This window comes from Pseudomonas sp. NPDC087817, assembly GCF_044742875.1.
Taxonomy (GTDB): Bacteria; Pseudomonadota; Gammaproteobacteria; order Pseudomonadales; family Pseudomonadaceae; genus Aquipseudomonas.
Genome location: NZ_JBIUVJ010000022.1, coordinates 19,245 through 42,072, shown reverse-complemented (window position 1 = coordinate 42,072; position 22,828 = coordinate 19,245). Strand labels below are relative to the sequence as shown.

General features: G+C 57.4%; 24 protein-coding genes and 1 tRNA gene. 9 read left to right on the top strand and 16 right to left on the bottom strand.

All coding sequences use genetic code 11. The features are described from left to right. The first annotated feature begins 59 nt into the window (after positions 1-59). The 5 genes from ACIONG_RS16220 to ACIONG_RS16200 all read left to right on the top strand — a co-directional run bounded on the left by ACIONG_RS16220 (position 60) and on the right by ACIONG_RS16200 (position 3,827). The gene (locus ACIONG_RS16220) at positions 60-1,382 is read left to right on the top strand and encodes an OprD family porin (protein ID WP_401300947.1); all 1,323 of its coding nucleotides are present in this window, start codon (positions 60-62) and stop codon (positions 1,380-1,382) included. Positions 1,383-1,614: 232 nt separating this feature from the next. Then, positions 1,615-2,361: a 2OG-Fe dioxygenase family protein gene (locus tag ACIONG_RS16215; RefSeq protein ID WP_034151909.1), complete on the top strand. Its 747-nt coding sequence runs from the start codon at positions 1,615-1,617 to the stop codon at positions 2,359-2,361. A gap of 79 nt (positions 2,362-2,440) precedes the next feature. Further along, positions 2,441-2,818: a GNAT family N-acetyltransferase gene (locus ACIONG_RS16210; RefSeq protein ID WP_016986309.1), complete on the top strand. Its 378-nt coding sequence runs from the start codon at positions 2,441-2,443 to the stop codon at positions 2,816-2,818. Then, the gene (locus ACIONG_RS16205; protein WP_064117009.1) at positions 2,815-3,531 is read left to right on the top strand and encodes an AzlC family ABC transporter permease; all 717 of its coding nucleotides are present in this window, start codon (positions 2,815-2,817) and stop codon (positions 3,529-3,531) included. Before ACIONG_RS16210 ends, ACIONG_RS16205 begins: the two co-directional genes overlap by 4 nt. Then, the gene (locus tag ACIONG_RS16200; RefSeq protein ID WP_007909127.1) at positions 3,510-3,827 is read left to right on the top strand and encodes an AzlD domain-containing protein; all 318 of its coding nucleotides are present in this window, start codon (positions 3,510-3,512) and stop codon (positions 3,825-3,827) included. Before ACIONG_RS16205 ends, ACIONG_RS16200 begins: the two co-directional genes overlap by 22 nt. Here the strand turns inward: ACIONG_RS16200 and ACIONG_RS16195 are convergent. After that, on the bottom strand, positions 3,744-4,670 hold the full coding sequence (locus ACIONG_RS16195) for a LysR family transcriptional regulator (RefSeq protein WP_401300944.1): 927 nt from the start codon (positions 4,668-4,670) through the stop codon (positions 3,744-3,746). The two genes, ACIONG_RS16200 and ACIONG_RS16195, sit on opposite strands and share 84 nt — an antisense overlap. A gap of 333 nt (positions 4,671-5,003) precedes the next feature. Between ACIONG_RS16195 and ACIONG_RS16190 the strand changes: the two genes are divergently transcribed. Both ACIONG_RS16190 and ACIONG_RS16185 read left to right on the top strand, forming a co-directional pair. Then, positions 5,004-5,414, top strand: a complete 411-nt coding sequence (locus ACIONG_RS16190) for an MbcA/ParS/Xre antitoxin family protein (protein ID WP_007961687.1) — start codon at positions 5,004-5,006, stop codon at positions 5,412-5,414. Next, positions 5,411-6,091 carry an RES family NAD+ phosphorylase gene (locus ACIONG_RS16185; protein WP_401300941.1) on the top strand — a complete coding sequence of 227 codons (681 nt, stop codon included), beginning with the start codon at positions 5,411-5,413 and terminating at the stop codon, positions 6,089-6,091. Before ACIONG_RS16190 ends, ACIONG_RS16185 begins: the two co-directional genes overlap by 4 nt. Before the next feature lie 149 nt (positions 6,092-6,240). Here the strand turns inward: ACIONG_RS16185 and ACIONG_RS16180 are convergent, their stop codons facing one another. The 7 genes from ACIONG_RS16180 to ACIONG_RS16150 all read right to left on the bottom strand — a co-directional run bounded on the left by ACIONG_RS16180 (position 6,241) and on the right by ACIONG_RS16150 (position 14,423). After that, positions 6,241-9,588 carry an AAA domain-containing protein gene (locus ACIONG_RS16180; protein ID WP_401300938.1) on the bottom strand — a complete coding sequence of 1,116 codons (3,348 nt, stop codon included), beginning with the start codon at positions 9,586-9,588 and terminating at the stop codon, positions 6,241-6,243. A gap of 131 nt (positions 9,589-9,719) precedes the next feature. After that, positions 9,720-9,795 (bottom strand) — tRNA-Thr (locus ACIONG_RS16175). Between the two features lie 418 nt (positions 9,796-10,213). Next, positions 10,214-11,449 carry a methyltransferase gene (locus ACIONG_RS16170; RefSeq protein WP_401300936.1) on the bottom strand — a complete coding sequence of 412 codons (1,236 nt, stop codon included), beginning with the start codon at positions 11,447-11,449 and terminating at the stop codon, positions 10,214-10,216. Beyond that, positions 11,430-12,119 (bottom strand): ABC transporter permease, encoded by a 690-nt coding sequence (locus ACIONG_RS16165; RefSeq protein WP_099757735.1) that lies wholly within the window; start codon positions 12,117-12,119, stop codon positions 11,430-11,432. The genes ACIONG_RS16170 and ACIONG_RS16165 overlap by 20 nt, the downstream gene beginning before the upstream one ends. After that, entirely contained in the window at positions 12,119-12,811 is a 693-nt protein-coding gene (locus tag ACIONG_RS16160; RefSeq protein ID WP_095047149.1) for an ABC transporter permease, read from the bottom strand. Before ACIONG_RS16160 ends, ACIONG_RS16165 begins: the two co-directional genes overlap by 1 nt. A 75-nt stretch (positions 12,812-12,886) precedes the next feature. Beyond that, a complete protein-coding gene (locus ACIONG_RS16155; protein WP_103304176.1) occupies positions 12,887-13,636 on the bottom strand; it encodes an ABC transporter substrate-binding protein in 750 nt (249 codons plus the stop codon). A gap of 13 nt (positions 13,637-13,649) precedes the next feature. After that, complete coding sequence (locus ACIONG_RS16150; protein ID WP_103304177.1) at positions 13,650-14,423, bottom strand: ABC transporter ATP-binding protein; 774 nt, start codon at positions 14,421-14,423, stop codon at positions 13,650-13,652. Positions 14,424-14,975: 552 nt separating this feature from the next. Between ACIONG_RS16150 and gabP the strand changes: the two genes are divergently transcribed. Further along, positions 14,976-16,367: a GABA permease gene (gabP, locus tag ACIONG_RS16145; protein WP_103304178.1), complete on the top strand. Its 1,392-nt coding sequence runs from the start codon at positions 14,976-14,978 to the stop codon at positions 16,365-16,367. A gap of 69 nt (positions 16,368-16,436) precedes the next feature. On the opposite strand, the gene vapC is transcribed toward gabP, so the two are convergent. From vapC to ACIONG_RS16115, 6 genes are all read right to left on the bottom strand, one after another. Then, positions 16,437-16,844 (bottom strand): tRNA(fMet)-specific endonuclease VapC, encoded by a 408-nt coding sequence (gene vapC, locus ACIONG_RS16140; protein ID WP_103304179.1) that lies wholly within the window; start codon positions 16,842-16,844, stop codon positions 16,437-16,439. Beyond that, complete coding sequence (gene vapB / locus ACIONG_RS16135) at positions 16,844-17,074, bottom strand: type II toxin-antitoxin system VapB family antitoxin (protein WP_103304180.1); 231 nt, start codon at positions 17,072-17,074, stop codon at positions 16,844-16,846. Before vapB ends, vapC begins: the two co-directional genes overlap by 1 nt. Positions 17,075-17,238: 164 nt before the next feature. Continuing rightward, entirely contained in the window at positions 17,239-17,691 is a 453-nt protein-coding gene (locus ACIONG_RS16130; RefSeq protein WP_103304181.1) for a hypothetical protein, read from the bottom strand. Positions 17,692-17,697: 6 nt separating this feature from the next. Next, positions 17,698-18,111, bottom strand: a complete 414-nt coding sequence (locus tag ACIONG_RS16125; protein WP_401300929.1) for a hypothetical protein — start codon at positions 18,109-18,111, stop codon at positions 17,698-17,700. A 29-nt stretch (positions 18,112-18,140) separates the two neighbouring features. Then, entirely contained in the window at positions 18,141-19,115 is a 975-nt protein-coding gene (locus ACIONG_RS16120) for an alpha/beta fold hydrolase (protein ID WP_401300926.1), read from the bottom strand. Positions 19,116-19,182: 67 nt separating this feature from the next. Next, the gene (locus ACIONG_RS16115) at positions 19,183-20,241 is read right to left on the bottom strand and encodes a YhcG family protein (RefSeq protein WP_401300923.1); all 1,059 of its coding nucleotides are present in this window, start codon (positions 20,239-20,241) and stop codon (positions 19,183-19,185) included. 261 nt (positions 20,242-20,502) lie between these two features. On the opposite strand from ACIONG_RS16115, the gene ACIONG_RS16110 reads away from it, so the two are divergent. Beyond that, positions 20,503-20,952, top strand: coding sequence for a hypothetical protein (locus ACIONG_RS16110; protein ID WP_103304185.1), 450 nt, complete (start codon positions 20,503-20,505; stop codon positions 20,950-20,952). Here ACIONG_RS16110 and ACIONG_RS16105 read toward each other — a convergent pair. Together ACIONG_RS16105 and ACIONG_RS16100 are read right to left on the bottom strand one after the other, a co-directional pair. Further along, a complete protein-coding gene (locus ACIONG_RS16105) occupies positions 20,949-21,296 on the bottom strand; it encodes a hypothetical protein (RefSeq protein ID WP_401300920.1) in 348 nt (115 codons plus the stop codon). The genes ACIONG_RS16110 and ACIONG_RS16105 overlap by 4 nt on opposite strands. A gap of 29 nt (positions 21,297-21,325) precedes the next feature. After that, entirely contained in the window at positions 21,326-22,804 is a 1,479-nt protein-coding gene (locus tag ACIONG_RS16100; RefSeq protein ID WP_401300917.1) for a PLP-dependent aminotransferase family protein, read from the bottom strand. Between the last annotated feature and the right edge of the window lie 24 nt (positions 22,805-22,828).

Genomic DNA, 22,828 nt, shown 5'->3' with positions numbered 1-22,828 from the left:
CGCCCCGCCGTGACAGCCGTTCGACCCAGCTCGATACCCCCCGTAATAAGGAAAACAAAATGTTGAACAAGCGAATCAGTCTGATCGCATTGGGGATGTTGAGCGCCACTTCGGCCATGGCTAACGACCAGGCCGAGTCCAAGGGTTTTCAAGAAGACAGCAGCCTGAAAGTGTTGCTGCGCAATGCCTACATCAATCGTGACTACAAAGACGGTAACAAAGACAAAGCCGAATGGGGCCAAGCGGCCATCGGTACGTTCTCGTCCGGCTTCACCCAAGGCACCGTTGGTGTCGGTGTTGACGCTTTCGGTTTGTACGCACTGCGCCTCGACGGCGGCAAGGGCCGCAGCGGCGCCGGTGGGATCGACTTCTTCAAGCAAGACAACAGCTATGAAGAAGGCCACAACGGTAGCGCGGCCAACGACCTGGCCAAGGCCGGCGCGGCGGTCAAATTCCGCTTCTCCAACACCGTGCTGACCTACGGTGACCAGATGCCGGCTCTGCCGGTGCTGAACTACGACAACTCCCGCCTGCTGCCGGAAAGCTACACCGGTACTTTGATCACTTCCAAAGAGATCAAAGGCCTGGAGCTGAACGCCGGTCGTTTCACCGCTGAATCGCGCAAGAGCGATGAAGGTCGTGACAGCGGTGGCCTGAAGTCGATCAACGTGTTGGGCGGTAGCTATCAGTTCACTGAGCGCTTCAAAGGTGCGCTGTACGCTTCCGACGTTGAAGACGTATTGAAGAAACAATACGTGAACGCCAACTACGTGTTGCCGTTCAACAAGGATCAGTCCCTGACCCTGGACTTCAACGGCTATCGCACCAAGCTCGACAGCTCGTACGTCCGCGAAAACACCGTGCCGGGCAAAAGCATCGTGACCGGTCAGGACAACAAGATCTGGAGCCTGGCAGCCACCTTCGCCACTGGCCCGCACTCGTTCACCGTGGCGCACCAGCGCTCCACCGGCGACAGCAACCTGGGCTACGCCTACGGCGGCTATCAGAAAGATCAACAGCGTGTTGGCGACGGTGGCAACACCATCTACCTGGCCAACTCCTACTGGTCTGACTTCAACGCTGAAGACGAACGCAGCTGGCAGCTCGGCTACGGCCTGGACTTCGGCTCATTCGGCGTTCCGGGTCTGAGTTACAACTTCGCTTACGTGCGTGGCGACAACATCACCACCTCCACCAGCGAAGGCGGCACAGAGCGCGAAATATTCAACCAGTTCAAGTACGTCGTGCAAAGTGGCCCGGCCAAAGATCTGAGCGTGAAACTGCGCAGCTCGATCCTGCGTGTTTCGCAGAAGTCCAGCGAGTACAACGTCGGCGGCAACGAGCTGCGAGTATTCGTGGATTACCCGATCAACATCTTCTGATGCGCGATCAGGTCTAATCGATGTGAGAAAAACCCCGACTGGCTCGGGGTTTTTTTTCGACGGTTTTTTGATGAAAACCAGAAAAAACCCGAGTTTTTGTCATGTAAAAGTTGTTTTTCAGACGCTGCAAACGCCGTTTCAAACAGGGCTTTAAATGCCTGAAATTCTTTCTCATGGACGCAAATTCTCCACCTAATAGATTAGGCCGCTCAACGCAGCGGAGAATTTGGTAATGATCGTTTTGAACAGAGAAGTGGGCGAATCGCTACGGCGCGACAAATATGTCAACGTCCAGGGTGGTGACTTCAATCTCTACGGTCATTTTGCCGACTTCGTCAGACTGACCAAAAGTTGGGAAAACATGGAGCCTGACAGCTACTACGGTCAGGCCGAAGCCGGCATGCGTTACCGTCGTTACAGCGACTTTGAGTACAACCCCAAGACACGTGAACTGAAACAACTCGAGCATCGCGCGTACGTGCAGTCCAAGGAAAACAATGCCTATGTGGGCGGCCTGGTGCGGCACTTTCAGGACTTCTCCGATGAAGTAATTACTTCACCGGTGATGCGCAGCCTGATCGACACCGATTTTGAAGTGTACAAAAGCGTCTTGCCGGAAGAGCTGCACGATGAAATCTGGCAATGCCAGATCCACCAGATCCGCATCGAAATCAAACCCGGCAAACAACTTGAAATCACCCCGGAAGGGATTCACTGCGACGGCTATCCGTTCAGCGGCGTGCACTTCTGGGGGCGCAACAATGTCGAGGGTGCCGAGAGTCGTCTGTACGACATCCATGAGCATCAACTGGCGTCGACCACCTACCAGGAAATTCTCGACACCACGTACTTTCTCGACCGCGACATGCGCCATTACGTGACCCCGGCGCGCAACACGCATACCCATGCCATGGCGTACCGGCAGATTCTGGCGATTTCTTTCTCGCGGCCCGGGACCGCTTTCGACATTGTTCGCTAATCAGATCACCCCAATCGACGGCGTCGAGTGCTCGACGCCGGTGGTGCTGCGCCGCGCCACGGCCAAGGATGCGCAGCGCATGGAGCGCTTCTTCCGCCAGTTCGACGAAGTGTCGTTCTGCGAGTGGCAGGACGCCAAATGCCTGCGCGGCGTGTTGATCCAGAAAACCACCACCGCCTATCTGGCGTTCGACGTGGCCGGCGAAATCGTCGGCGCGGTACTGGGCGGGATGCTCGGCAGCCGTGGCACCATCAATCATCTGGCCGTCAGCCCGCGCTATCGCAGCCAAGGCGTCGGTCAACGCCTGGTTGAAGCAGCGTCGTCGGACATGAAGCGGGTGGGTGTGTTGCGGATGTTTCTGTTCGTCGACGATGCTAACCTCGCGGGCAAACGATTCTGGGCTGCCCAGGGTTTTTGCGAGCCTCATGGCGAACGGACATTTGAGAGGGATCTATGAATGAAACGTCCGGCAGTGCGCCGCTGATGGTCAACCATCAGCCATCGCGCACGTTTGCCGAAGCCAGCCCGGTGGTGGCCGGGTATTTCACCGTGTCATTTGTATTCGGGTTGATGGCCGTCAACGCCGGGCTGCCGATGTGGTTGCCCGTGGCGATGTGTTTGTTCGTCTACGCCGGCGCTTCGCAATTCGCCGCGCTGGCGCTGATCTCCAGTGGCGCGTCGCTGACCACCATCGTGCTGACCACGTTCCTGATCAATGCGCGGCACATGCTGATGTCGGTTTACATGGCCAAAGCCCTGCGCGCCTTGGGGCTCAGTCGCATGGAGCGCTGGTGTTACGCCGGCGGCCTGACCGACGAATCCTTCGCTTTCCACAGCGTAAAACTCGGCACTGGCGCACCGGTCAACGTGCGCTATCTGATTGGCTTCAACCTGTTTTGCCACACCTCATGGGTGCTTGGCGGTCTGCTCGGCGCTGTGTGCGCGCAGTACGCCGCGCACTTGATCAAATACCAGCTCGACTACGCACTGACGGCGATGATGCTCTATGTGCTGGTGTCGCTGTGCAATACCCGCAACAAACTGATCGCAGCCGCTGCGGCAGTGGTTTGCATGGGCGCGCTGAGCCTGGTCGGCAGTTCGCCGTTTAATGTGTTTATCGCCACGTTTGTGGGCTGCGGAGTGGGTGTATGCCTGACCAAACGTTCCTGATTCTGGTGGTCGCGCTAATGATGGCCGTGACCTTCCTGCCACGCGCCTTGCCCCTGCAAGTGAATACCGAGCACTGGCCGCCGTTTATCGCGCGGGCGCTGGAGTACTTGCCGGTGGCGATCGTCGCTGCGATCAGCCTGACACCCTTGTTGATCAAGGATCAGCACATACAGCTCGATCGCCCGGAATTTTATGCAGCGATTCCGACGTTGTTATGTGCGTATTTCAGCAAAAACCTCTTTCTCAGTGTGGCGGTTGGGACGGCTGCGTACATTGCGCTCGGCTCGTTCATGTAACGGCAGATCGACGACGTCGCTCAGTGCCTGATTCGACAGATCAGGATTGTTCACCGCCAGGCGCACTTCGAGGAAATCCTCGAAACCGGGGAAAATCGTCAGGCCATTCTTTTGCGCGGCCTCGCGAGAAACCATGCCGACCGCATCCATCTGGGTGATCAGCGACAGCGTCAGGGTTTCGCTGCACGAGTAGACCATGCGCTGGCCATTCTCGTGATTGCCCAGCCCGGCGTCGAGAAAACGCAAAAAGCTGTGGGAATACGGACAATCTTCCGCAGGACGCACCTGAAACTTGTTGCCCAGCAACGTCAGCGGATCGTTTTCCTGGCCGCAATGCGCGCCGACCACCTGCACCTGCACATCCGGCAGGACGATACTCGGCAACCCCGGCCGCTGCGGGCCGATCAGCACCCCGAGATCAAAGTCCTCGTTCTTCAGCTTGCTGAGATTTTCCATCGACTCGGCGTAGCTGAATTCCATCTGATAATCGGGAAACACCTCGATCAGGCGTCCGATCATTCGCCGATTGAAATCGGGCGACAACGTGTTGTTCAACGCCACTTTCAACGTGCGCTGCCCCGGCACTTTCAATGCCTCGACTTTTTCTTCCATCTGTCGTGTGGCAATCAACACTCGGTCCATATACGGCGTGAGCTCAGTGCCTTGCGGCGTCAACGTCAGGCCCTTGTTGGAACGACGAAACAAGCGGAAACCGAACTGCTCTTCGACCTTGTTCAACTGGGCGGCCAAGGCCTGCACAGTCAGGCACGAATGCTCGGCTGCGGCCGACAACGAGCCGGTCTGCACGATGCGCATGAGGTTGCGTAAGGTTCTGCTATCCATGGGTAATGCCCTCTGAAGTGGGCTGGGTATTGTTGTTTACGAGACTGCCGATCCGGCGTCATATGCCGGCTATATTCCTGCACCTGAGCATAGTTGTCGCGGGTTTAGTAGCGAATTGATGTCCCCGCCGATGGCTGGAGGCTGACAAAGGATCGGGGTTTTTGGTGACGTGGGGGTGATTGGGGTCAAAAAATACGCACGGGAAATAACAATTTTCGGTGTTTTTAACATTCTTGTTCGGGTAACGATCCGGTTCGCTAGCGGATTAAAACAAAACAAATATCCGTATCTGTACTAGGCTTGAAACCATGTCACTCAGCAATGGAGGCGGCCGTGCCTACCTCATCCCCAGCCCTCACCCCGCGTGAACAACTCGACGTTCCGGAAGCCGGGCGCGTTGCGTTGAAGTTCTTCTTCAATCTCATGGAGCGTTGGGGCTGCAACGCCGAGCAGCAACGCACATTGCTCGGTGGAGTCGGTAACACCACGTTCTACAAGTACAAGCACCTGCCGCCGAACATACGTCTACCGCATGACACGCTGGAGCGCATCTCGTATTTGATGGGTATTCACAAGGCGTTGAGCATCATCTTCAGCAACAGTCGCGAGCGCGCTTATACATGGGTCAGTAGTCCGAACACGGCGGCGCCGTTCAATGGCCGAACAGCGCTGGATTACATGTTGGCAGGGCGCGTGGTCGATATCGCCGATGTGCGCCGCTACCTCGACGGGGTGCGAGGTTGAAGGCCCCGCCGCTGGCCGAGCCGCAATGGCCCAAGGCCTACCGGATCGTCAACAGCAGCTTCCCGCCGATTGCGCTGTTTGAAGATGTGCTCGACCCCGAAGACCTGGAAATCGCCTACGCGCTGGAAGCGCTGACCAATGACCGCTTGATCGAACAAGCCGGCGTACTCGCCCGCGTGCGCCCCGAAGACCGACTCTCCGGCCCCGGTTCGACGCCGGTGATGGCGGCTTTTACCCACATTGGCAAAAGCAGCCGTTTCACCGATGGCACTTTCGGCGTCTACTACGCCGCCAGCAGCCAGGCTGCCGCCATCGCCGAAACTTGCTATCACCAGGAGCGTTTCCTCGCGGCCACCAACGAAGCGGATCTTGAATTGACCATGCGCACCTACATCAACCGCGTGGTTAAACCGCTGCATGATGTTCGTCACGACTTCCCCGACTTACATCAACCCGATCCAGACGCCTACGGCCCATCCCAGTCGTTTGCCCGACAACTGCGCGAATCTGAATCCTGGGGCCTGCTCTACAACAGCGTCCGCCTGCCGGGCCACGAATGTGTCGCCGCGCTCCGTCCGCCGGCAGTGTCGATACCGAAGCAGGGCAAGCATCTGCGTTACGTGTGGAGTGCGAGCCAGCGCAGGATTTCCTTTGTGTTCGAGATCAGTCAGGTCTGAAACGCAGAGTTTTTGCGCAGGAAGGTACATTGCGCTGCATCCGGGTCTTTCGCGCCGCCGGATAATGCTGGTTGTGACCGGCAAACCCTGCACGTTGTCGGTGTGCAGAGGGCCGGTCCGTGGAGTCCACATACCTGAAGCTTCTCGCATTACAGCGAGGGCGTTTTTCTGCCTGTTTTGTCGGGTTTCATCTTTTGTGCAATAATGGCAAAGTCTGCGCGCTTCCAACGCGGCAGGGTAGTGTCACCCCGGGATGCCTCCTTGAAGTAGGGCAAAGTTCCCCAGAGATCCACATCGCCTACCAGGTACACGCGATGCTGGGCACGCGTCAGCGCCACATTGATCAGGTTTGGTTTTGACGAAGCCCACTGGGCTCCTCCGGCGTTTTCGGGGTCGGTCCCCAACACCATAAACACAGTTTTTTCTTCCTTGCCTTGAAACGTATGGACGGTGCCGATGCTGCGCTTGATCCAGTGTTTCAACTCATCACGCTTTGGCACTGAAGGTTGCCACTCGACTTGCATGATCTGTTCACGCAGGGCCTGACGAATAGCCTTGAACGGCGAGATCACATAAAGCTCGGGCAGTACGCGGTCACGTTGGAAGAGCGACACAATGACCTTGATCATGAACTCGATCTGTTCTGGCACCGATTGCTTGCGTTCAACGGCGCCCCGAATGTCGACCCATCCACTTGCAAGATCAATCAAAGGTGCAGCCATGGGCACGCGGGTTCGCAGGCCGTAGACCATTTTGTTGTCGTAGGCGATGCGATTGGCGAGCGAGAACATCGGTTCATGACAACGACGGTGTACGCGCAGGGGGCTTCCGATCCAGATGTTCTCGTCCATGAAAGAGGCATAGGCGCCGAACCGATTAGCCTGGTCGGCCAGGCGCTGCACGGAAACACAATGGGGGGCGTAAGCATTGTCGGCTGTTACTGGATGGAGCTTTCCCAGCGCATCAATAAGGGGGGTTGGCAGGGCAAATACCGGTTCAATTTGCAACGGATCCCCCACCACGACGCACCGCTTGGCGCGCCAAAGTGCGCCGACCGCTGCTTGTGGGACAGCCTGTCCGGCCTCATCGATAAATACCCAGCCCAGCGAGCCTGGGCCTAAGCCGCGAAACTGATTGGCGAAAGACGCGAACGTACTGGAAACGACGGGCACGACCATGAACAGGTTTTGCCAGATTTGCAGCGTATGCTTCGGATCTTCCGGCACTTGATTGGAAAGCACTTTGTTTACAGCAACCAGGTTGGCTCCCAGCGCACCACCCTTTTGTGCGGTCTCATGTACCCACGCTTGCTGAAGCTGCAACGCAGCGGCGAACAGTGCTGAGCGCAGCTGCGCCAGCTCTTCGTCGTGCCATAGCCCTTCGATCTGCAATTGCTCATCACTGACCAGGTCCAGCGCTCGAGTGGGCAAGCGAGGTACACGTAACCGAGTACGGAGTTGGTCATGTTCCGAGCACCAATTGCGCCATTGCTGCGTCAACAAGCTCAGTTTCTGTTTCTCGTTCTCTAGATCACGGGTTGCTTCGTTTAATTCGTCGGTATGTTTCGTCACCTTGCCCTGTAGCGCCGTGATCCCTTGATGAGTGCTGAGCTGATTCAGAGCGTTGGATTTGCGTTGTTGAACGTACGCCTTCGCTTCCTGAGTGCGGAACAGGCGCGCCCAGAACCCGGGGGATGAGCGATCAATCAACTGCTGCTCCAGAATCAGCTGTTGTAGTGTCTGCTGCAGGGTACGCACTTCCTGCTGTTTAATGGTCAGCGCAGCAGAGATGACATCGACGTGTGCTTTCGCCTCTTGAATAAGGGCGACCGATGAAGCGAGAAAATCGGCTTCAGTGCCTTGGCCAACGATGTCGAGCAATTCGGCCAGTCGCTCACGTTCGGTCAAGGCGGCCTCGACGGCTTTATCGGCCTGGTGAAAGAGCTCGCGAGCGTCGCTGAAGTTCACCGGGTTAGGTTCTTTGAGCCAATCCCAGAACCGTTTTGGTTGCTCACTGCTCTTGGTCTTAAGCGAGAACATGCTGAAGCGCTCATTAAAGAGACGTCGATTACGGGAGTTGCCCAGTGCACAACTGATCAACCCCCAGGGCATCTGATCTCCCTGAGGAGAAGTTGCGCCGCCCTTGCCTTCTTTCACCGCAATATTGTGTGCCACGGGTTGCAGATAACCGCAGTGACGCCAGTGTTCACCCAATGCTTTGCGCTTGACCAGGTCGACGGAGATATTTTCGACCGCAGCATTGTTTGTCGACGCTACCACCATTTCGAACCCGGTCAGTGCGTCAATCAGTGGACGCAATGTGACCGTGTTCGAGTTTCCTTTGAACCGAACCCGGCTGGAGTTTTTGACAAACGCATCATCCGCTTTCGCCAGCCCCGCCAGTATCCGAGCGCGCTGGACGATGTTGTCGGCAAACAGATCGCGCAACAGTGTCGTCTTGCCTGTGCCTGGCGGGCCGTTGACGGCAAAGAGGCCGTCGTTTTGGGTTTCTTGGCGAATCTGGTTGAGCGCAAACTGTTGCATCAGGCTCATCGATTGATCAGCTTCCGCCAACCAGTGTCCACGGTTGAGAAAACGTGGACGCAGTGCATTCAGGATCGCCGTGCAGCCGCCTTCGCTGTACAGGTCTATTCGATTGATCGCGGGCAGTGCACTCAGGAACTGCGCCAGCGTTGGTGGAATGGTGCCGCTGCTGACGCCTTCAATGGCGCGTTCGATATCGCGGATATAAAAGCTGTTGAGGATATCCAGTTCCTCAAGCACATCTTCTTCGTCATCCTTTTCTGACTCGTCCGGGACGATCTTTTCAGAAGATGAGCCGTTGAGGGGTTTTACTTTCGCGGTTAGCACTGCAATGGGTTGCGCGTCGTCAGGGGTGAAGCCGGCCCAATCGCAGAGCAGAGTCTGAAGCTTCACCACCTCGTGGGCTTGCATGCTTTGGCCCGCGAAAGTGCCACGACTGCTCATGAAGTTACGCAGTCTTTGTATGAGGTCCTCTCGTGCCGAATTGAACGCGTCATGGCTCAGGGACTGGAGTCCGCTGGACAGCGTTTGACCAAGCGCCCAGGGCGTTGTGGAAATGGAAATTGCGTCGATGACCGGGTTGCCTGCTCTATCCAGAGGCAACTTGGCGAAGCAGGTCATGCCCTCAAGCTCTGTCCGCTCTTCATTTTCAAAGCCGCCTTCATCGGTCGAAGCCGTTTGTGGAGGAGGCAATACGCTTTCACAGATACGACTGATTTGCGATTTGTCGAAGATGCCAAGAAAAAGGTTATAGCCGGTAACAGTTTTTTCTTCGGCTACGTCGATGCTGAGCCAGTCAGCATCAGTTTGTTCAAGGTTGTTACGCCGAAGGGTCGTGGATTGCCATTCTTCAAGATCATCAAGATATTGCTCCAATCCGTAGGGGATGAAGAATTCGACCTTATGCCAGTAATCCAGAATTGCGAGGGTTGTTGCTTGAGCGAGGGGGGTCACGTACTTATTCCCGAAAGTCCTTGTTCGAGCGCGCAGTTTACAACGGATGCTTTGACCGCAGTCAGCACGCTTAATGTGGACGTTCCAGAAACAACAAAGCCCCTGCATTTCTGCAGGGGCTTTGTTTTGTATGGTGCCGGCACCAGGAGTCGAACCCGGGACCTACTGATTACAAGTCAGTTGCTCTACCAACTGAGCTATACCGGCGTGTGGGCGACGATTATAGCGATTGGGTTGGTTCTGTAAACCCCTGAATTCAGACTATTTTTATGCAGGTGCTGGATCAGGTTCGACGAAGAGGCTGTCTCTGCGTTTCGGCCCTTGAAAACAGGAGCTTCAACGGTCTGGCGCCTAAGGGAAGAGGGCGCGTTTTTCTTGAGCAAATCTGTCGCGCATAGGCGGTTTATGTCCTTTTGATTGAGAGCTTATGCACAACGGATCGACTCAATTGCTCGCGTTGGCATGATTTTGCGGAGCGGTTCTCATTTTGTTCGCAAATCCCTGTTTTTCGGGTTTTTTATCTATGTGAACAAAAAATGACCAGCTGTGCTAAAGCCTCGAAACAGGCGCGGATATTGGATCCACTGAAATTCCATCAACAGAGTTATCCACAGGCTGTGCGAATTTAAACGCGCTCGGCCAACAACATGAAATTACGCGGAGTCAGCGGCGTATCGCAGAAGGTGCCAAGGCGTACGACGTATCCCAGCTCGACGAGGAAAAGTGCGCGGTCCAGATTCAGCCAAAGCTCCAGCGGTCGTCGGAATAATCCTCGCAATAACTCCAGGTTGCGAACTTCGGCCAACCGCAGCCATCCTGCTGCTTCCAGCGCTGGCCAATCTTGCGAGCCGACTGTGGATAACTCTTTGAGCGCTGCCAGATCGCGGCAGTAATCAGCGAATGGTTTGTCCAGCCAGGCGCTGGGCAGCGATGGCGTCGGCAAGTATTCGTCGACACCGCGCAGCTGTCGTTGCAGCAGATCGAAAGCCAAACGACGGGCCATCGAGGTATCGCGCTGCCGACGGACCCGTGCACCGGCGGTGACGGTTTCGCTCATTGGCAGGGCCAGATCTTCCACCGAGAGGTGTAGGAACGATCTCGATCCGACCGAGGACACTGGCTGATATTCGCTGCGGCTGATGCGGTTGTAGCAGCAAGGCGCGATTGCCATTTGCTGGCATCCGGCAGCACTGGCCAACTGCATCAAGCGCACATGCAGATCGCCGCAGGCGTGGAGGGCGACGGGTGTGTGGGCTGCGTTCAATACACCTGAAGCACTCGCTGCCAACACATCCTGCTCGACATGCAGCGCATGTAAATGATGGCGCTGACTCAACGCCTGACCGCTGGCGACCAATGCCGGATCGTATTCAACGCAGGTCAGTTGTTGGCCATCACTCAACAACCGTCGGCCCAGGTGGCCCTTGCCGGAGCACCAGTCCAGCCAGTGCGTCGGTTGCGAGGCGAAAGCCAGACGGCTGGCAAACGCCTCGATCTGCTGCCACTTGCGTCCCGGTACGTCGACATTCAAGCGACGCTCGGCAGCTTTTAGCGCATGCCCCGGCAACTCACCAACAGCACTCAGCTCAGCCGACAACGCCGCCAACGAAGCAAACGGCTCCGGCACATCCACAAGATCAGCAGGTTGGTTGTGAGCGTTTTCTGCGTCTTCCAGAGTGCGCCCGCGTAGCCACAAGGCCAACTCCTGGTAGGACGCTTCCCAAGCAAGAGAACGATGAGTGAACGGACGAGGTTTCCACAGCGCCTGATGCTCAATCAAAAAAGTGTCCAGCGCGGTGAAGCGGGCGAGTAAGTCCTCGCCCGTCAGCACGCAGGAGGAGTCAACGCCCTTGGCAGGCATCGACGCGCAACCATCGCTCCAGCTGTTTGAATGCCTGAACGAGAACAAACGACATCAGCAGGTAAATGACGCCTGCGGTGAAGAACATATCCACGGTGAGGTAGTTGCGGGCAATGATCGTGCGGGTAATGCCGGTGAGTTCGAGCAAGGTCACCGTGCTCGCCAGAGAACTGGCCTTCAGCATCAGGATGACTTCGTTGCTGTAGGCCGGCAGGCCGATGCGCGCGGCGCGCGGCAGGACGATATAGAACAAAGCCTTGGCCTTGGACATGCCCAGTGCGCGTGCGGCTTCGATCTCCCCAGGCGGGATCGCTTGAATGGCGCCACGCAGGATTTCGGCGATATAGGCAGCAGTATGCAGGGTCATCGTAGCGACGGCGCACCAGAAGGGTTCTCGCAAATACGGCCACATGAAGCTGTCGCGTACGGCGTCGAACTGAGCCAGGCCGTAGTAGACCAGAAACAGTTGCACGAGCAACGGAGTGCCACGAAAGAAAAAGATGTAAGCGTAAGGAAATGCGCGAACAAACCAGAGTTTGGAGGAGCGCGCGATGCCCAGAGGGATCGCCAGCAACAACCCGAGAATAACGGCGATGCCCACCAGTTCGAGTGTCAGGACGGCGCCCTGAAAGAACTTCGGCAGCCACTTATAGATGACTTCCCATTCCATTACGTCGTCCTCACGAAGCCACGGGCGGCGCGTTTTTCCATGAAGTGCATGGTGGCCATCGCCAGTATGGTCAGGCCCAGATACATGACGGCTGCGACCAGATAGAAGGTGAATGGATGCTTGGCAAAGGTCACCGCGTTCTGCGCATTGCGCATGATTTCTTCCAGGCCGATGACCGACACCAGAGCGGTGTCTTTCATCAGGATCATGAACAGGTTGCCAAGGCCTGGCAGGGCGATCCGCCACATCTGCGGCATGATCAACCGGGTGAAGATTCGCCATTTCGACAGGCCCAGGGCCTGACCGGCCTCACGGTGTCCTTTCGGAATGGCCAGGATGGCGCCACGAAAAACCTCCGTGGCATAGGCGCCGAAGCACAGTCCGAGTGCGGTTACGCCCGCCACAAAGGGGCTTAGCGCCAGGTCTGGATTGCCAAAGTATTCGCCAATGGCATTCATCGTCTTGACGGTGCCGAGGTAGATCAGCAGAACCCAAAGCAGTTCCGGCACACCACGTACGATGGTCGAGTAGGTTTCGCCAAGCCATTGCAGCGGCTTGTACGGGGAAGTCTTGGCCAAGGCGCCGAGCAGGCCGAGCACCAGTCCCAGGCACAGGGCCGTGAGAGCCAGTTGCACGGTCATCAGCGCGCCGGCAGCGAGGGCCGGGCCGAATCCGTAGAGGTCGATAATCATGGATTTCTGTTCAAATTGCGGCAGGCAAAGTCGGGAGCCGGCGCCATCGCATGGCGCCAGTCCCACAGGTCAGGATCAGTAGATGCTGAACGGGAAGTACTTGTCGTTGATCTTCTTGTAGGTACCGTCGGCGACGATTTCCTTCAGGGCGGCGTTCAGCTTCTCACGCAGAGGGTCACCCTTGCGCACAGCGATGCCGATCTTGTCGCTTTCCACGACCGGGTCGCCTTTGAACTCGTAGTTCTTGCCAGCGTCGCTTTTCAGCCAGTCATAGTTGGCGTACTTGTCGGCGAGGATCGCGTCGACACGACCGGAAGTCAGGTCGAGGTAGGCGTTTTCCTGAGTGTCGTAGAGTTTGACGTTGACATCGCTACCGTAGGTGTCATCAAGCCAGGTGCCCGCCAGCGTGGCGCGCTGCGTACCGATGGCCTTGCCTTTGAGCGAGTCCTTGTCGGTTTTGAAGTCGACGTTTTTCGGGGCGATGAATTGCAGCTTGTTCGAGTAGTACGGGTCGGTGAAGTCCACCGCGCCTTTGCGCTCGTCGGTGATCGACAGCGAGGAGATCAGGAAGTCGAATTTCTTCGCGTTCAGGGCCGGGATGATGCCGTCCCAGTCGGAGGTGACCACGGTGCACTCGACTTTCATCTTGGCGCACAGGGCGTCGCCGATGTCTTTGTCAAAGCCGACAACCTGGCCGCTGGCATCTTTGTTGTTGAACGGCGGGTAAGCCGCTTCGATGCCCATCTTCAGGGTTTCGGCCATGGCACCGGCGCTGAACGCCAGGGTGACGGCCGCAGCCAGGAAGACCTTTTTATAGTTCTGCATGCATGTTGCTCCGTTAGCGGTTGCTGGACATGAATTGTTTGCAGCGCGCCGAAAGCGGGTTTTCGAACACCTGCTGTGGCGATCCTTGCTCTTCTATAAGGCCCTGATGAAGGAACACCACTTCGCTGGAGACCTGACGGGCGAAACCCATTTCGTGGGTCACAAGCAGCATGGTGCGGCCTTCTTCGGCCAATGCGCGGATGACACTAAGTACTTCCTGAACCATTTCCGGGTCAAGCGCGGAGGTGGGTTCGTCGAACAGGATCACCTTCGGTTGCATGGCCAGCGTGCGGGCAATCGCTGCGCGTTGTTGCTGGCCACCGGACAATTGCGCCGGGTAGGCGTGGCGCTTGTCGGCGATACCGACCTTGGCCAGCAGCGCTTCGGCGACTTCGATGGCCTCAGCCTTGCTCTGGCCGAGCACACGGCGCGGTGCCTCGATGATGTTGTCGAGGATGCTCATGTGCGGCCACAGATTAAAGTTTTGAAACACAAAACCAATTTCGGAACGCAGGCGGTTGATCTGTTTGCCGTCGGCGGCAACCAGTTCGCCATTTTTGGCGGCCTTGAGCTTGAGTTCTTCACCGGCCACCAGAATCTGGCCCTGATGCGGGTTTTCAAGCAGGTTGATGCAACGCAGGAACGTGGACTTGCCGGAACCGGAGGAACCCAGGATCGAGATCACATCGCCGTCACGGGCGGTCAGCGAAATGCCTTTGAGCACCTCAAGCTTTCCGTAGCGTTTGTGCAAGTTGCGGATTTCAAGCGCGGGCGTGGCCTCAGCCATGTGCGTTCCTCATATATGTTGCGCTCCAGCTGTTGGGTGGCCTTCCTGGCGAGGCGGCCACGCTAGCATAGCGTTTCAATGGCAGCCAACAGCGCTACGAGCGGTAAACGGATGGCATGTGGCAGGTTGTCGCATCAGCACAGCTGACTGTCGCCCCATCAACAACCGAACGGGTGTTTGATCGTGCAATCCCGTGGGTGTCGCGTAAAAAAAGGCGCGATGTTGCCAGCTTTGGCGGGGTGTTGGAAGCGCTATCCGGCCGAACGTTCCTGAATCGCCCTTTTATTGTGCATCCCACACTTTTTCAGTGTGTTTCTGGTGCGCCCGATCGTTTGAAAAGTGAGTCGCAGGGTAACGCTCTGGCGTAATGCCATTAAATCCAAGGACTTGCGATGACTGTCCGGTCGCGCCGGAAACCGCAGGCCAGAAGAGTTTGAAACATTTTGGCGCAATTATTGCGTGCAGAATCCGGAACGCCCCGTTGGTTTCTTTTTACGAGAAGGAAAACCAGACGGGACGGACGCAATCGCTTTCCTCGCAAAGGTAGTTCCGATGAGCAGTACCCCAAGCTCCAATGGCCTTGAACAAGGGCTCAAACCGCGTCATGTGACCATGCTGTCGATCGCCGGTGTTATCGGCGCAGGTCTGTTCGTTGGCTCCGGCCACGCCATCGCTGCCGCCGGCCCTGCCGTGCTGCTGGCCTACGCCGCTGCCGGTACCCTGGTGGTGCTGGTGATGCGCATGCTCGGCGAAATGGCGGTTGCTTCGCCGGACACCGGTTCGTTCTCGACTTATGCCGACCGTGCCATCGGGCACTGGGCCGGTTTCACCATCGGCTGGTTGTATTGGTGGTTCTGGGTATTGGTGATTCCATTGGAAGCCAACGCCGCCGCGACCATCCTGCACGCGTGGTTCCCCGATGTGGGTATCTGGGCTTTCGCTCTGATCATCACCATGTTGCTGACCGTGACCAACCTGTTCAGCGTGAAGAATTACGGCGAGTTCGAATTCTGGTTTGCCCTGATCAAAGTGTTGGCGATCATTGGCTTCATCATCCTCGGTCTGGCAGCGATCTTCGGCTTCCTGCCGAACAGCCAGGTCAGCGGTGTTTCGCACCTGTTCGACACGCAAGGCTTCCTGCCAAACGGCATGGGCGCGGTGTTGGGCGCGATCCTGACCACCATGTTCTCGTTCATGGGTACCGAAATCGTGACCATCGCGGCCGCGGAATCGAAAAACCCGGGCAAGCAAATCTCCAAGGCCACCAACTCGGTGATCTGGCGGATCGGCTTGTTCTACCTTGTATCGATCTTCATCGTTGTGGCGCTGGTGCCGTGGAACGATCCTACGCTGGCCAACCTTGGTTCCTACCAGACCGTGCTTGAGCGCATGGGCATCCCTAACGCCAAGATGATCGTTGATATCGTGGTGCTGGTCGCTGTAACCAGCTGCCTGAACTCGGCGCTCTACACCTCGTCGCGCATGCTGTTCTCCCTGGGCAAACGCGGTGATGCACCCGCCATGGCGACTCGCGTGAACAAAAGCGGTACGCCTTACTGGGCGGTGATGCTGTCTACTGGTGCAGCGTTCCTGTGCACATTTGCCAACTACGTGGCTCCGGCCGCCGTGTTCGAATTCCTGCTGGCCAGCTCCGGCGCCATCGCGCTGCTGGTGTACCTGGTGATCGCCTTCTCGCAACTGCGTATGCGCAAACAGCGCGTGGCTCGCGGCGAGAAAATCGTCTTCAGCATGTGGCTGTTCCCGGGCCTGACCTACGCGGTGATCATCTTCATCATCGCGGCCCTGACCATCATGCTGTTCCAGGAAGCCCACCGCGTGGAAATCCTCGCGACCGGCCTGCTGAGTCTGCTGGTCGTCGCAGCCGGTCTGCTGGTGGCGCGCCGCCGCAAGCTGGAAAAAAGTGGTGCGGTGGTGCTGAACTGATCCGTAACACGTAATGCAAACGGCCGCTGTCAGTGATGACGAGCGGCCGTTTTTGTTTGAGAGCTTTGCTCAGACGGGATGAACCCAATCCTCAATACGCAATCCGGAAACACGTTCAAATTCCCGCACATTGTTCGTGACTACGATAAGTCCAAGCGACCGTGCGTGGCCTGCGATCATTTGGTCGTACGGTCCAATGGGTGTTCCCGCTTTCGCAAGTTCAGATCGAATCATCCCGGTCTGTGCTGCTGCGTCATTATCGAAAGGCAAAATTTCCAATCGCGCAACGAATCCTTCTACAACCGCTAGATTCTTTTCTGGGGCCGCGGACTTTTCAGCACCGTAAATAAGCTCCATGAGCGTGATAGCGCTGATGCACAACTGCCCGGAATGTCGATTGAAAGCTTCCCGGACAATTTGTGGTTTGTTCTTGATGGTGAAGATGCAGATGTTGGTATCCAGCATGTATTTGATCATCAGAACGACTCGCGCTCCTGATCAGCGGGTTGCTCACGGTCAGCCATGAAATCAGGGGTGACGCTGTCGCCATCAAACCAGCTATCCCAGCTTTCTCCAGCAGGCGTAATAACGCGTGTTCTGCCAATCGCGATGATTTCCACTCGTTTAACGTCGCCGGGCATCGCAACTGCCTTTGGCAGTCGAACTGCCTGACTTCTATTGCTCATGAAAATTGTGGTCTGTTCCATATTTGACCTCCAAGGTCTGCTCCTGCGATGAGCTCAGGATAGGTTGAGCTTGGGATATGTCAATGGGATATACATTGTCATCGGACAAAGGGTAACCAAGCCATCCAAATTAAAACGGCCGCTGTCAGTGATGACTAGCGGCCGTTTTTGTTTGTGAGCGTGGTTTATTCGCTCTTGTCTTCCTGTGCTTCCACCGACTTGCCATAAGCATCCAGCGCAACCCCGAAATCGGTGATGAACTGTGGTTCGCTCAGCCAGGCCTGGGCTTCTTCGATCGTTACGCCTTCTGCCCACATGCGGTAGTCGATCAGCATGTCGGCGGCCAGGTGCGTGGCGGCCATGCCTTCGTTGTCGGCGTTTTCCATGTCCAGCAGCTCTGGATGATCAACGATGATGAACGCCAGTTCGCGCAGCAGCGTCAGCAGCATCTCGTTGCGGCTGATGGCTTCGGCGTCGCGCATTTTGCTGAACATCGCCAGGGTGTAATCCGGGATCGGCTCGGCGAGGTGACCGAGGTCTTCGTCCTGATCCAGCGGCTTACGCCCGACCATACGGATTTGCTTGGCTTTGGCCTTGGCGCGTTTGGCGCGTTTCTGTTGCTTGTTCAGGGATGCCATGGGAACTCAGTTCTTCTGTTGGGTTTGTGCGGCGATCGCGTCGGACGCTGCCACATAGTCGGCCTGGAAGGCCGGGGATTCGATCCACGCCAATGCGCCGGCTTCGTCGGTTTCCTGGGACCACTGGCGATACTCGATCAGCGCCGCGAGGATGAAGTCCATCGCGCCTTCTTCGCCTTCCTGCTCATAGACCAGTTCCAGCAACGGGTCTTCGAGGAACGCGGTGCACAGGGCTTGCTGGCTGATCTTCTCGGCGTCGAGCATTTTCTTGAACAGCTCGGTCAGATCCACCGACTCGAAGTCGATGCGGTCGTCGTTCGGGTCCAGCTCGACCGGCGCTTCGGCGCGTTTGCTGCGGTTCTGTTTGGCCTTGGTCTTGGCCCGGGCGGCGCGTTTTTGCTGCTTGTTGGCGGAGGCCATGGTGTTGTTCCGTGGTGCGTTGGTTGGGCTCAGCTGCGCGGAATTTGCCGCCCGGGTGTGTCGGGGGCCAATTCACCGGTTTGCAGCCAGGTCAGAGCGATGGGCCATAGTGTGGCTTGGTATGCGCTGCGAAAAAAGGCGAAATGTCCGACTTGTTGCTCGCCGATGTCCTGCGGTTCGATGCGCAGGTGGGTTTTCGAGGCGTTAGTGAAGTAGGCGAGCAGGCGTTCGATGGCCGAAACAGTGCCGTAGGGATCGTCGCTGATGCTGATCGCCAGGGTTTGAGCACGGACATTTTCGAAGGGCAGAGCGCCGAGTTTTTCCATGAGGGCGCGACCGCTTGGGCGCCGTTCGAAACGCGGGGCAGGCGTGCTCCAGTCATGTACGACCCCCGCCGGCGTGTCTTCCAGCCAGCCAAAGCGTTTGCCGGGGAAGTAGCCGCAGAACAGCGTCAGCAGCGGCATCAGCAGATGCCATTTGCCGAACATGCGCCAGCGCTGCTCAGGGGCGTAATCGCGCCAATAGGCGAACTGAGCGCCAACGGTGACCAGCCGTCGGATGACCTGCCCGGATTCACCGAGGCCCGCCGCACAGCCACCAAAACTATGCCCGACCACGTCGATGGGTTGACCGGGAAACTCCCGCTGCGCGCGTTTGAGCATCGCCTCGAAATCCAGCGCTCCCCAATCGGTCCATGAGGCGTGCAATCCTTTCATCGAGTCGGGGCGCGATTCGCCGATGCCACGGTAGTCGTAGGTGATAACGTCGAAACCATTGGCGAACAGATGAGCGGCGAAACGCGAGTAATGACGGCAGCGCACGGAAGTGGCGGCGTTGATGATCACCACCGGGTGCTGGATGTCGGGCAGGGCATGTCGCCAGGTGAAACCGCCAAGGACAAAACCGTCGGCAGCGGTTTCCTTGAAGGCTTCACCCTGCATCTCAGCGGCTGCTGATGGCTTGCGCTGCACACTTTCCAATTCGGGCGTGTCGTGAGAACTCATGGCACTCGATCTTCGCGGGTAGCTGCCAACAATAGTCTCGGCGCATCCAGGGGACAATCCGCAGCGCTTACTCAGTGGATTCGCTGAGTAAGCGTTCCTCGAGCAACGCCTGTTCTTTTTGCAGCTCCGCTCGTAGTTCTTCGACACTTGGCAGCACCTTTTTGTAGCTGCTGGCGAACAGTTGTTCATTGCCTTTGAGTATTGAGTAGCGTGCGACCGCCTCGTTGTCCTGCGCACATAAAATGATCCCGACGGTGGGACGGTCGCCTTCACTGCGCTTGAGTTCGTCGTAGATGCGCACGTACATGTCCATCTGCCCGACATCACCGGCACTGAGCTGGCCGCGTTTGAGATCAATGATCACGAAGCATTTGAGCAGGTAGTTGTAAAACACCAGATCGATGTACAGATCCGAACCGCCTGCGCTGATGCGTTGTTGTCGGGCCACAAAGGAAAAGCCCTTGCCCAGTTCAAGCAGAAAACTTTGCAGGTGATCGATGAGCGCTTGTTCAAGCCCCGATTCATTGACCTTGCCCGGGGAGGGCAAGCCGAGAAACTCGAGGATCACCGGGTCGCGGATGAACTCTCGCGGAGTGCAGTGCATCGCTGCAATGTTGGTTGTGGCTTCCTCGACCACGCCCGCCTTGTCCCGACTCATCAGCAGGCGTTCGTAGTACATCGTATTGATCTGGCGGTCGAGGACGCGGCTCGACCAGTTGAGGGTGGCGCATTCGTCCATATACCACTGGCGGGCCTTGGCACTTTCGACCCGCAGGAGCCGGCGATAGTGGGTCCAGCTCAATTCGAGACGCAGTGCGTCACGAATTGGAAATGCTTGATAGAACAGCCGCATGTACCGGAGGTTCGAGGCATCAAAACCTTTTCCGAATTGGGACGTCAGTTCTTTTGCCAGTGTCGGCAGCAACTGCTTGCCATACCCCGCCCGCCGGGCGCCTTCCTGTTCAAACTCCACGATATGCCGGCCAGTCTGCCAGCAGGTCTGAACCTGAATCGTATCGACCACACGCAGCACTTTTTGCCGTGACTGGCGAATCAGCTCGCCCAGTTCACCCAACAGTGAATCGATTTTCGGATCTTGCGTGTCAGCAGGTTCAAGCTTGCTCATCAGGTCTTCCACGTCATTGGAAACAGGAACACAAGCATGCCGACAGTCGTTGCCCAAGGATGTCGGGCGCACCTGTGAAGTCAGCAGGAAGACGGGATGGGTGTTGCAGGACGTTGCTGGCGAAGGGGGCTTTCGGTGACTTTGGTCTGTAGTCCGTTTCGTACACGGCCCAAGTTCGAATCATTCTAAAACGCGATCTGCCTGCCGCCGATCCAATGCAGGGTAACGGTTGGGCTCTACGAGAGCCCGGGAGTCACTCTCATGAAACGCGTTCTTTCATTCGTGCTGTCCGTCGCTACGGTTGCCGCATTGTTGTTTCCGGTGATGCTGCAGGCCGGCAGTCTTGAGCCCGTCGACAGCACGGGTGTGCAAGTGCAGCAACAACAGCAAAATGGCACCCGGTATCTGGCCGGCGGGATCGGTGAGGATGAGGCGAAAGCCATTCAGCAATCCAGCGGTTACAACCTGCACATGACGTTTGCGGTCGGCGCGCAAGACGAGTACACCGCCGACGTCGATGTGACGATTCAACAGGCCCCGGGGCAAATCGTGCTGACGCTGAGTCAGACGGGACCACTGGTGTACGTGCAATTGCCACCCGGCAAATACACCGTTGTGGCCACGCGTAAGGGCGAGACACGGCAGGATGTCACGGATGTTGGCGGCGGTGCTGCGCGCAATCTGGTGTTCCACTGGAACGACAACAGCTAGCGGGTTTTGGCTTTGCGCTTTGGCTGGGCAGCAGGCCGGGATATACGATTGACCCAGTACCATCCCGGCCCTGCGGCCAGTAACAGCAGCGCGAACAATCCCTGCCAGACGATCTCGAACCAATACAGGCTCGGTTGGGCCGCGAGGGTATAAGTCCTGGCCGGGCCGCCACGGGTGATCATGGTGATGGAGCCCTGTTCTAACCCATCGATGACCAGGTAACAGAGCATCCCACCCAGACATACCAGAAACACGCTGAACAGGATCGTCAGGCATATCGACAGGCGGCTTTGGCGATACGGTGGCGGATGGGGCAGGGGGATGCGGGTTCTTTTCTGATTCATGAGTTGGCTCTGCGAACGTCCTTTCGCGGTCAGGAAACCGCCGGTTCTTCCTGTTGCTCAATCAGTGGCTGCCGCACAGGCGACGGTCGCCCGGCGAGGTGCGCGCACTCGGCAATCACCTTCAGAATCTCGATCACGCCTGGGGTCAGTGCTGTACCCAGGCAGATGCGCACGCCCGTAGTTGCATGTCCGTCGGCGAAGAAAATTCCGCTGCCGGCGACATGGCAACCGCGTTCGGTGGCGAACGCTTGCAGAGCCGGCATGTCGGTGTGTGCGGGCATTTCGATCCAGTGGATGAACCCTCCGCGCGGTGGCACGTACACGGTTCCCGCAGGGAAGTTCGTGCGCACCAGCCCCTCGACAAAACTTGCCAGCGATGACAGTTGCGACCTGAGCCTGGCGCAGTGCTCGTCCATGTAACCGCGCCCGATAAATTCGTTGAGGACATTTTGCGCAAGGCTGGACACCGCCAGATTGCGCGAAAACATTTGCGCCAGAATCGCGTTGCGGTACTTGCCGGCCAGACACCAGCCGACGCGATAACCGGGGGCGATGGTCTTGGAGAACGACGAGCAGTAAATCGTCTGCCCGCTGGTGTCGTAGCTTTTGATGGCGCGCGGGCGCTCTGTTTCCGGCACCAGATCGAAGAAGATGTCGTCCTCGATAATCGGCACGTCCGCTTCGCGGGCCATGTGTGAAAGTCGGGCGCGGGTTTCATCGGGCATGATGAAACCACGGGGATTCTGCAGGGTCGGGTTGAGAAAGATCACCGAGACCTTTTTCAGTTTCAGCGCTTCTTCGAGGTGATCGACGTCGAGGCCCAGTTTGCCGTGGGTGCGGATCGGCAGGGCGCGCATACCCAGACGTTCGATGGTCTGCAGGATGCCGTAATAGGTCGGGGTTTCGATGGCGACCGTAGCGCCTCGCGGTGCGACGGCTTCGAGTGCCAGTTCCAGGGCAATCGTGTCGCCCGAGGTCACCAGAATATCGTCCGGCCCGCAGACCACGCCGCGCGTCAGCATCAGCCCGGCAATACGCCGTCGCAGTGCCGGCAGGCCGGGTGGCGCGACCAAGCCAGTCAGCGAGTTGTCAGCCTTGCCGGCCAGCACTGAAAGGCATTTGTTGAGCAGCACATTGGGCGTGAGATCGCTGTGCAAAACGGCTGAGTTCAACGAGGCGGTGGTGCGTGAAGCCGCCTCTGAGAGCATCGCCACCACCGCATGATTGACGTTGACGGTGACACTGGAAAAATCGAAACCGCTGGCGGGTTTTGCCTGTCCGGAGGCCGAAACGAAATAGCCGATGCGGGGTTTGGTCGACACATAAGCATCGGCTTCCAGATCCGCCAACGCGCGTTGCACGGTGGTGATGCTGGTTTCAAACATTCTCGCCAGGGTGCGGATCGAGGGCAGTTTTGCATCGGCTGCCCACTCACCACTGTCGATCTGACGAATAATCCAGTCCTTGACTATCCGCCAGCGCTTGTCCGGTAAATCAAACCTGTCCATAAGTTCTCTGTTATGTCTCGAAAC

Bases quoted from the DNA above. Each gene is read 5' to 3' on its own strand.
- ACIONG_RS16160 (WP_095047149.1), bottom strand. From the start codon at position 12,811: ATGATTATCGACCTCTACGGATTCGGCCCGGCCCTCGCTGCCGGCGCG.
- ACIONG_RS16150 (WP_103304177.1), bottom strand. From the start codon at position 14,423: ATGGCTGAGGCCACGCCCGCGCTTGAAATCCGCAACTTGCACAAACGC.
- ACIONG_RS16200 (WP_007909127.1), top strand. From the start codon at position 3,510: ATGCCTGACCAAACGTTCCTGATTCTGGTGGTCGCGCTAATGATGGCC.
- vapB (WP_103304180.1), bottom strand. From the start codon at position 17,074: ATGGAACAGACCACAATTTTCATGAGCAATAGAAGTCAGGCAGTTCGA.
- ACIONG_RS16165 (WP_099757735.1), bottom strand. From the start codon at position 12,119: ATGGAATGGGAAGTCATCTATAAGTGGCTGCCGAAGTTCTTTCAGGGC.
- ACIONG_RS16155 (WP_103304176.1), bottom strand. From the start codon at position 13,636: ATGCAGAACTATAAAAAGGTCTTCCTGGCTGCGGCCGTCACCCTGGCG.
- ACIONG_RS16105 (WP_401300920.1), bottom strand. From the start codon at position 21,296: ATGAATCAGAAAAGAACCCGCATCCCCCTGCCCCATCCGCCACCGTAT.
- ACIONG_RS16130 (WP_103304181.1), bottom strand. From the start codon at position 17,691: ATGGCATCCCTGAACAAGCAACAGAAACGCGCCAAACGCGCCAAGGCC.
- ACIONG_RS16220 (WP_401300947.1), top strand. From the start codon at position 60: ATGTTGAACAAGCGAATCAGTCTGATCGCATTGGGGATGTTGAGCGCC.
- ACIONG_RS16110 (WP_103304185.1), top strand. From the start codon at position 20,503: ATGAAACGCGTTCTTTCATTCGTGCTGTCCGTCGCTACGGTTGCCGCA.
- ACIONG_RS16170 (WP_401300936.1), bottom strand. From the start codon at position 11,449: ATGCCTGCCAAGGGCGTTGACTCCTCCTGCGTGCTGACGGGCGAGGAC.
- ACIONG_RS16115 (WP_401300923.1), bottom strand. From the start codon at position 20,241: ATGAGCAAGCTTGAACCTGCTGACACGCAAGATCCGAAAATCGATTCA.
- ACIONG_RS16125 (WP_401300929.1), bottom strand. From the start codon at position 18,111: ATGGCCTCCGCCAACAAGCAGCAAAAACGCGCCGCCCGGGCCAAGACC.
- ACIONG_RS16215 (WP_034151909.1), top strand. From the start codon at position 1,615: ATGATCGTTTTGAACAGAGAAGTGGGCGAATCGCTACGGCGCGACAAA.
- ACIONG_RS16210 (WP_016986309.1), top strand. From the start codon at position 2,441: ATGGAGCGCTTCTTCCGCCAGTTCGACGAAGTGTCGTTCTGCGAGTGG.
- ACIONG_RS16195 (WP_401300944.1), bottom strand. From the start codon at position 4,670: ATGGATAGCAGAACCTTACGCAACCTCATGCGCATCGTGCAGACCGGC.
- vapC (WP_103304179.1), bottom strand. From the start codon at position 16,844: ATGATCAAATACATGCTGGATACCAACATCTGCATCTTCACCATCAAG.
- ACIONG_RS16100 (WP_401300917.1), bottom strand. From the start codon at position 22,804: ATGGACAGGTTTGATTTACCGGACAAGCGCTGGCGGATAGTCAAGGAC.
- ACIONG_RS16205 (WP_064117009.1), top strand. From the start codon at position 2,815: ATGAATGAAACGTCCGGCAGTGCGCCGCTGATGGTCAACCATCAGCCA.
- gabP (WP_103304178.1), top strand. From the start codon at position 14,976: ATGAGCAGTACCCCAAGCTCCAATGGCCTTGAACAAGGGCTCAAACCG.
- ACIONG_RS16120 (WP_401300926.1), bottom strand. From the start codon at position 19,115: ATGAGTTCTCACGACACGCCCGAATTGGAAAGTGTGCAGCGCAAGCCA.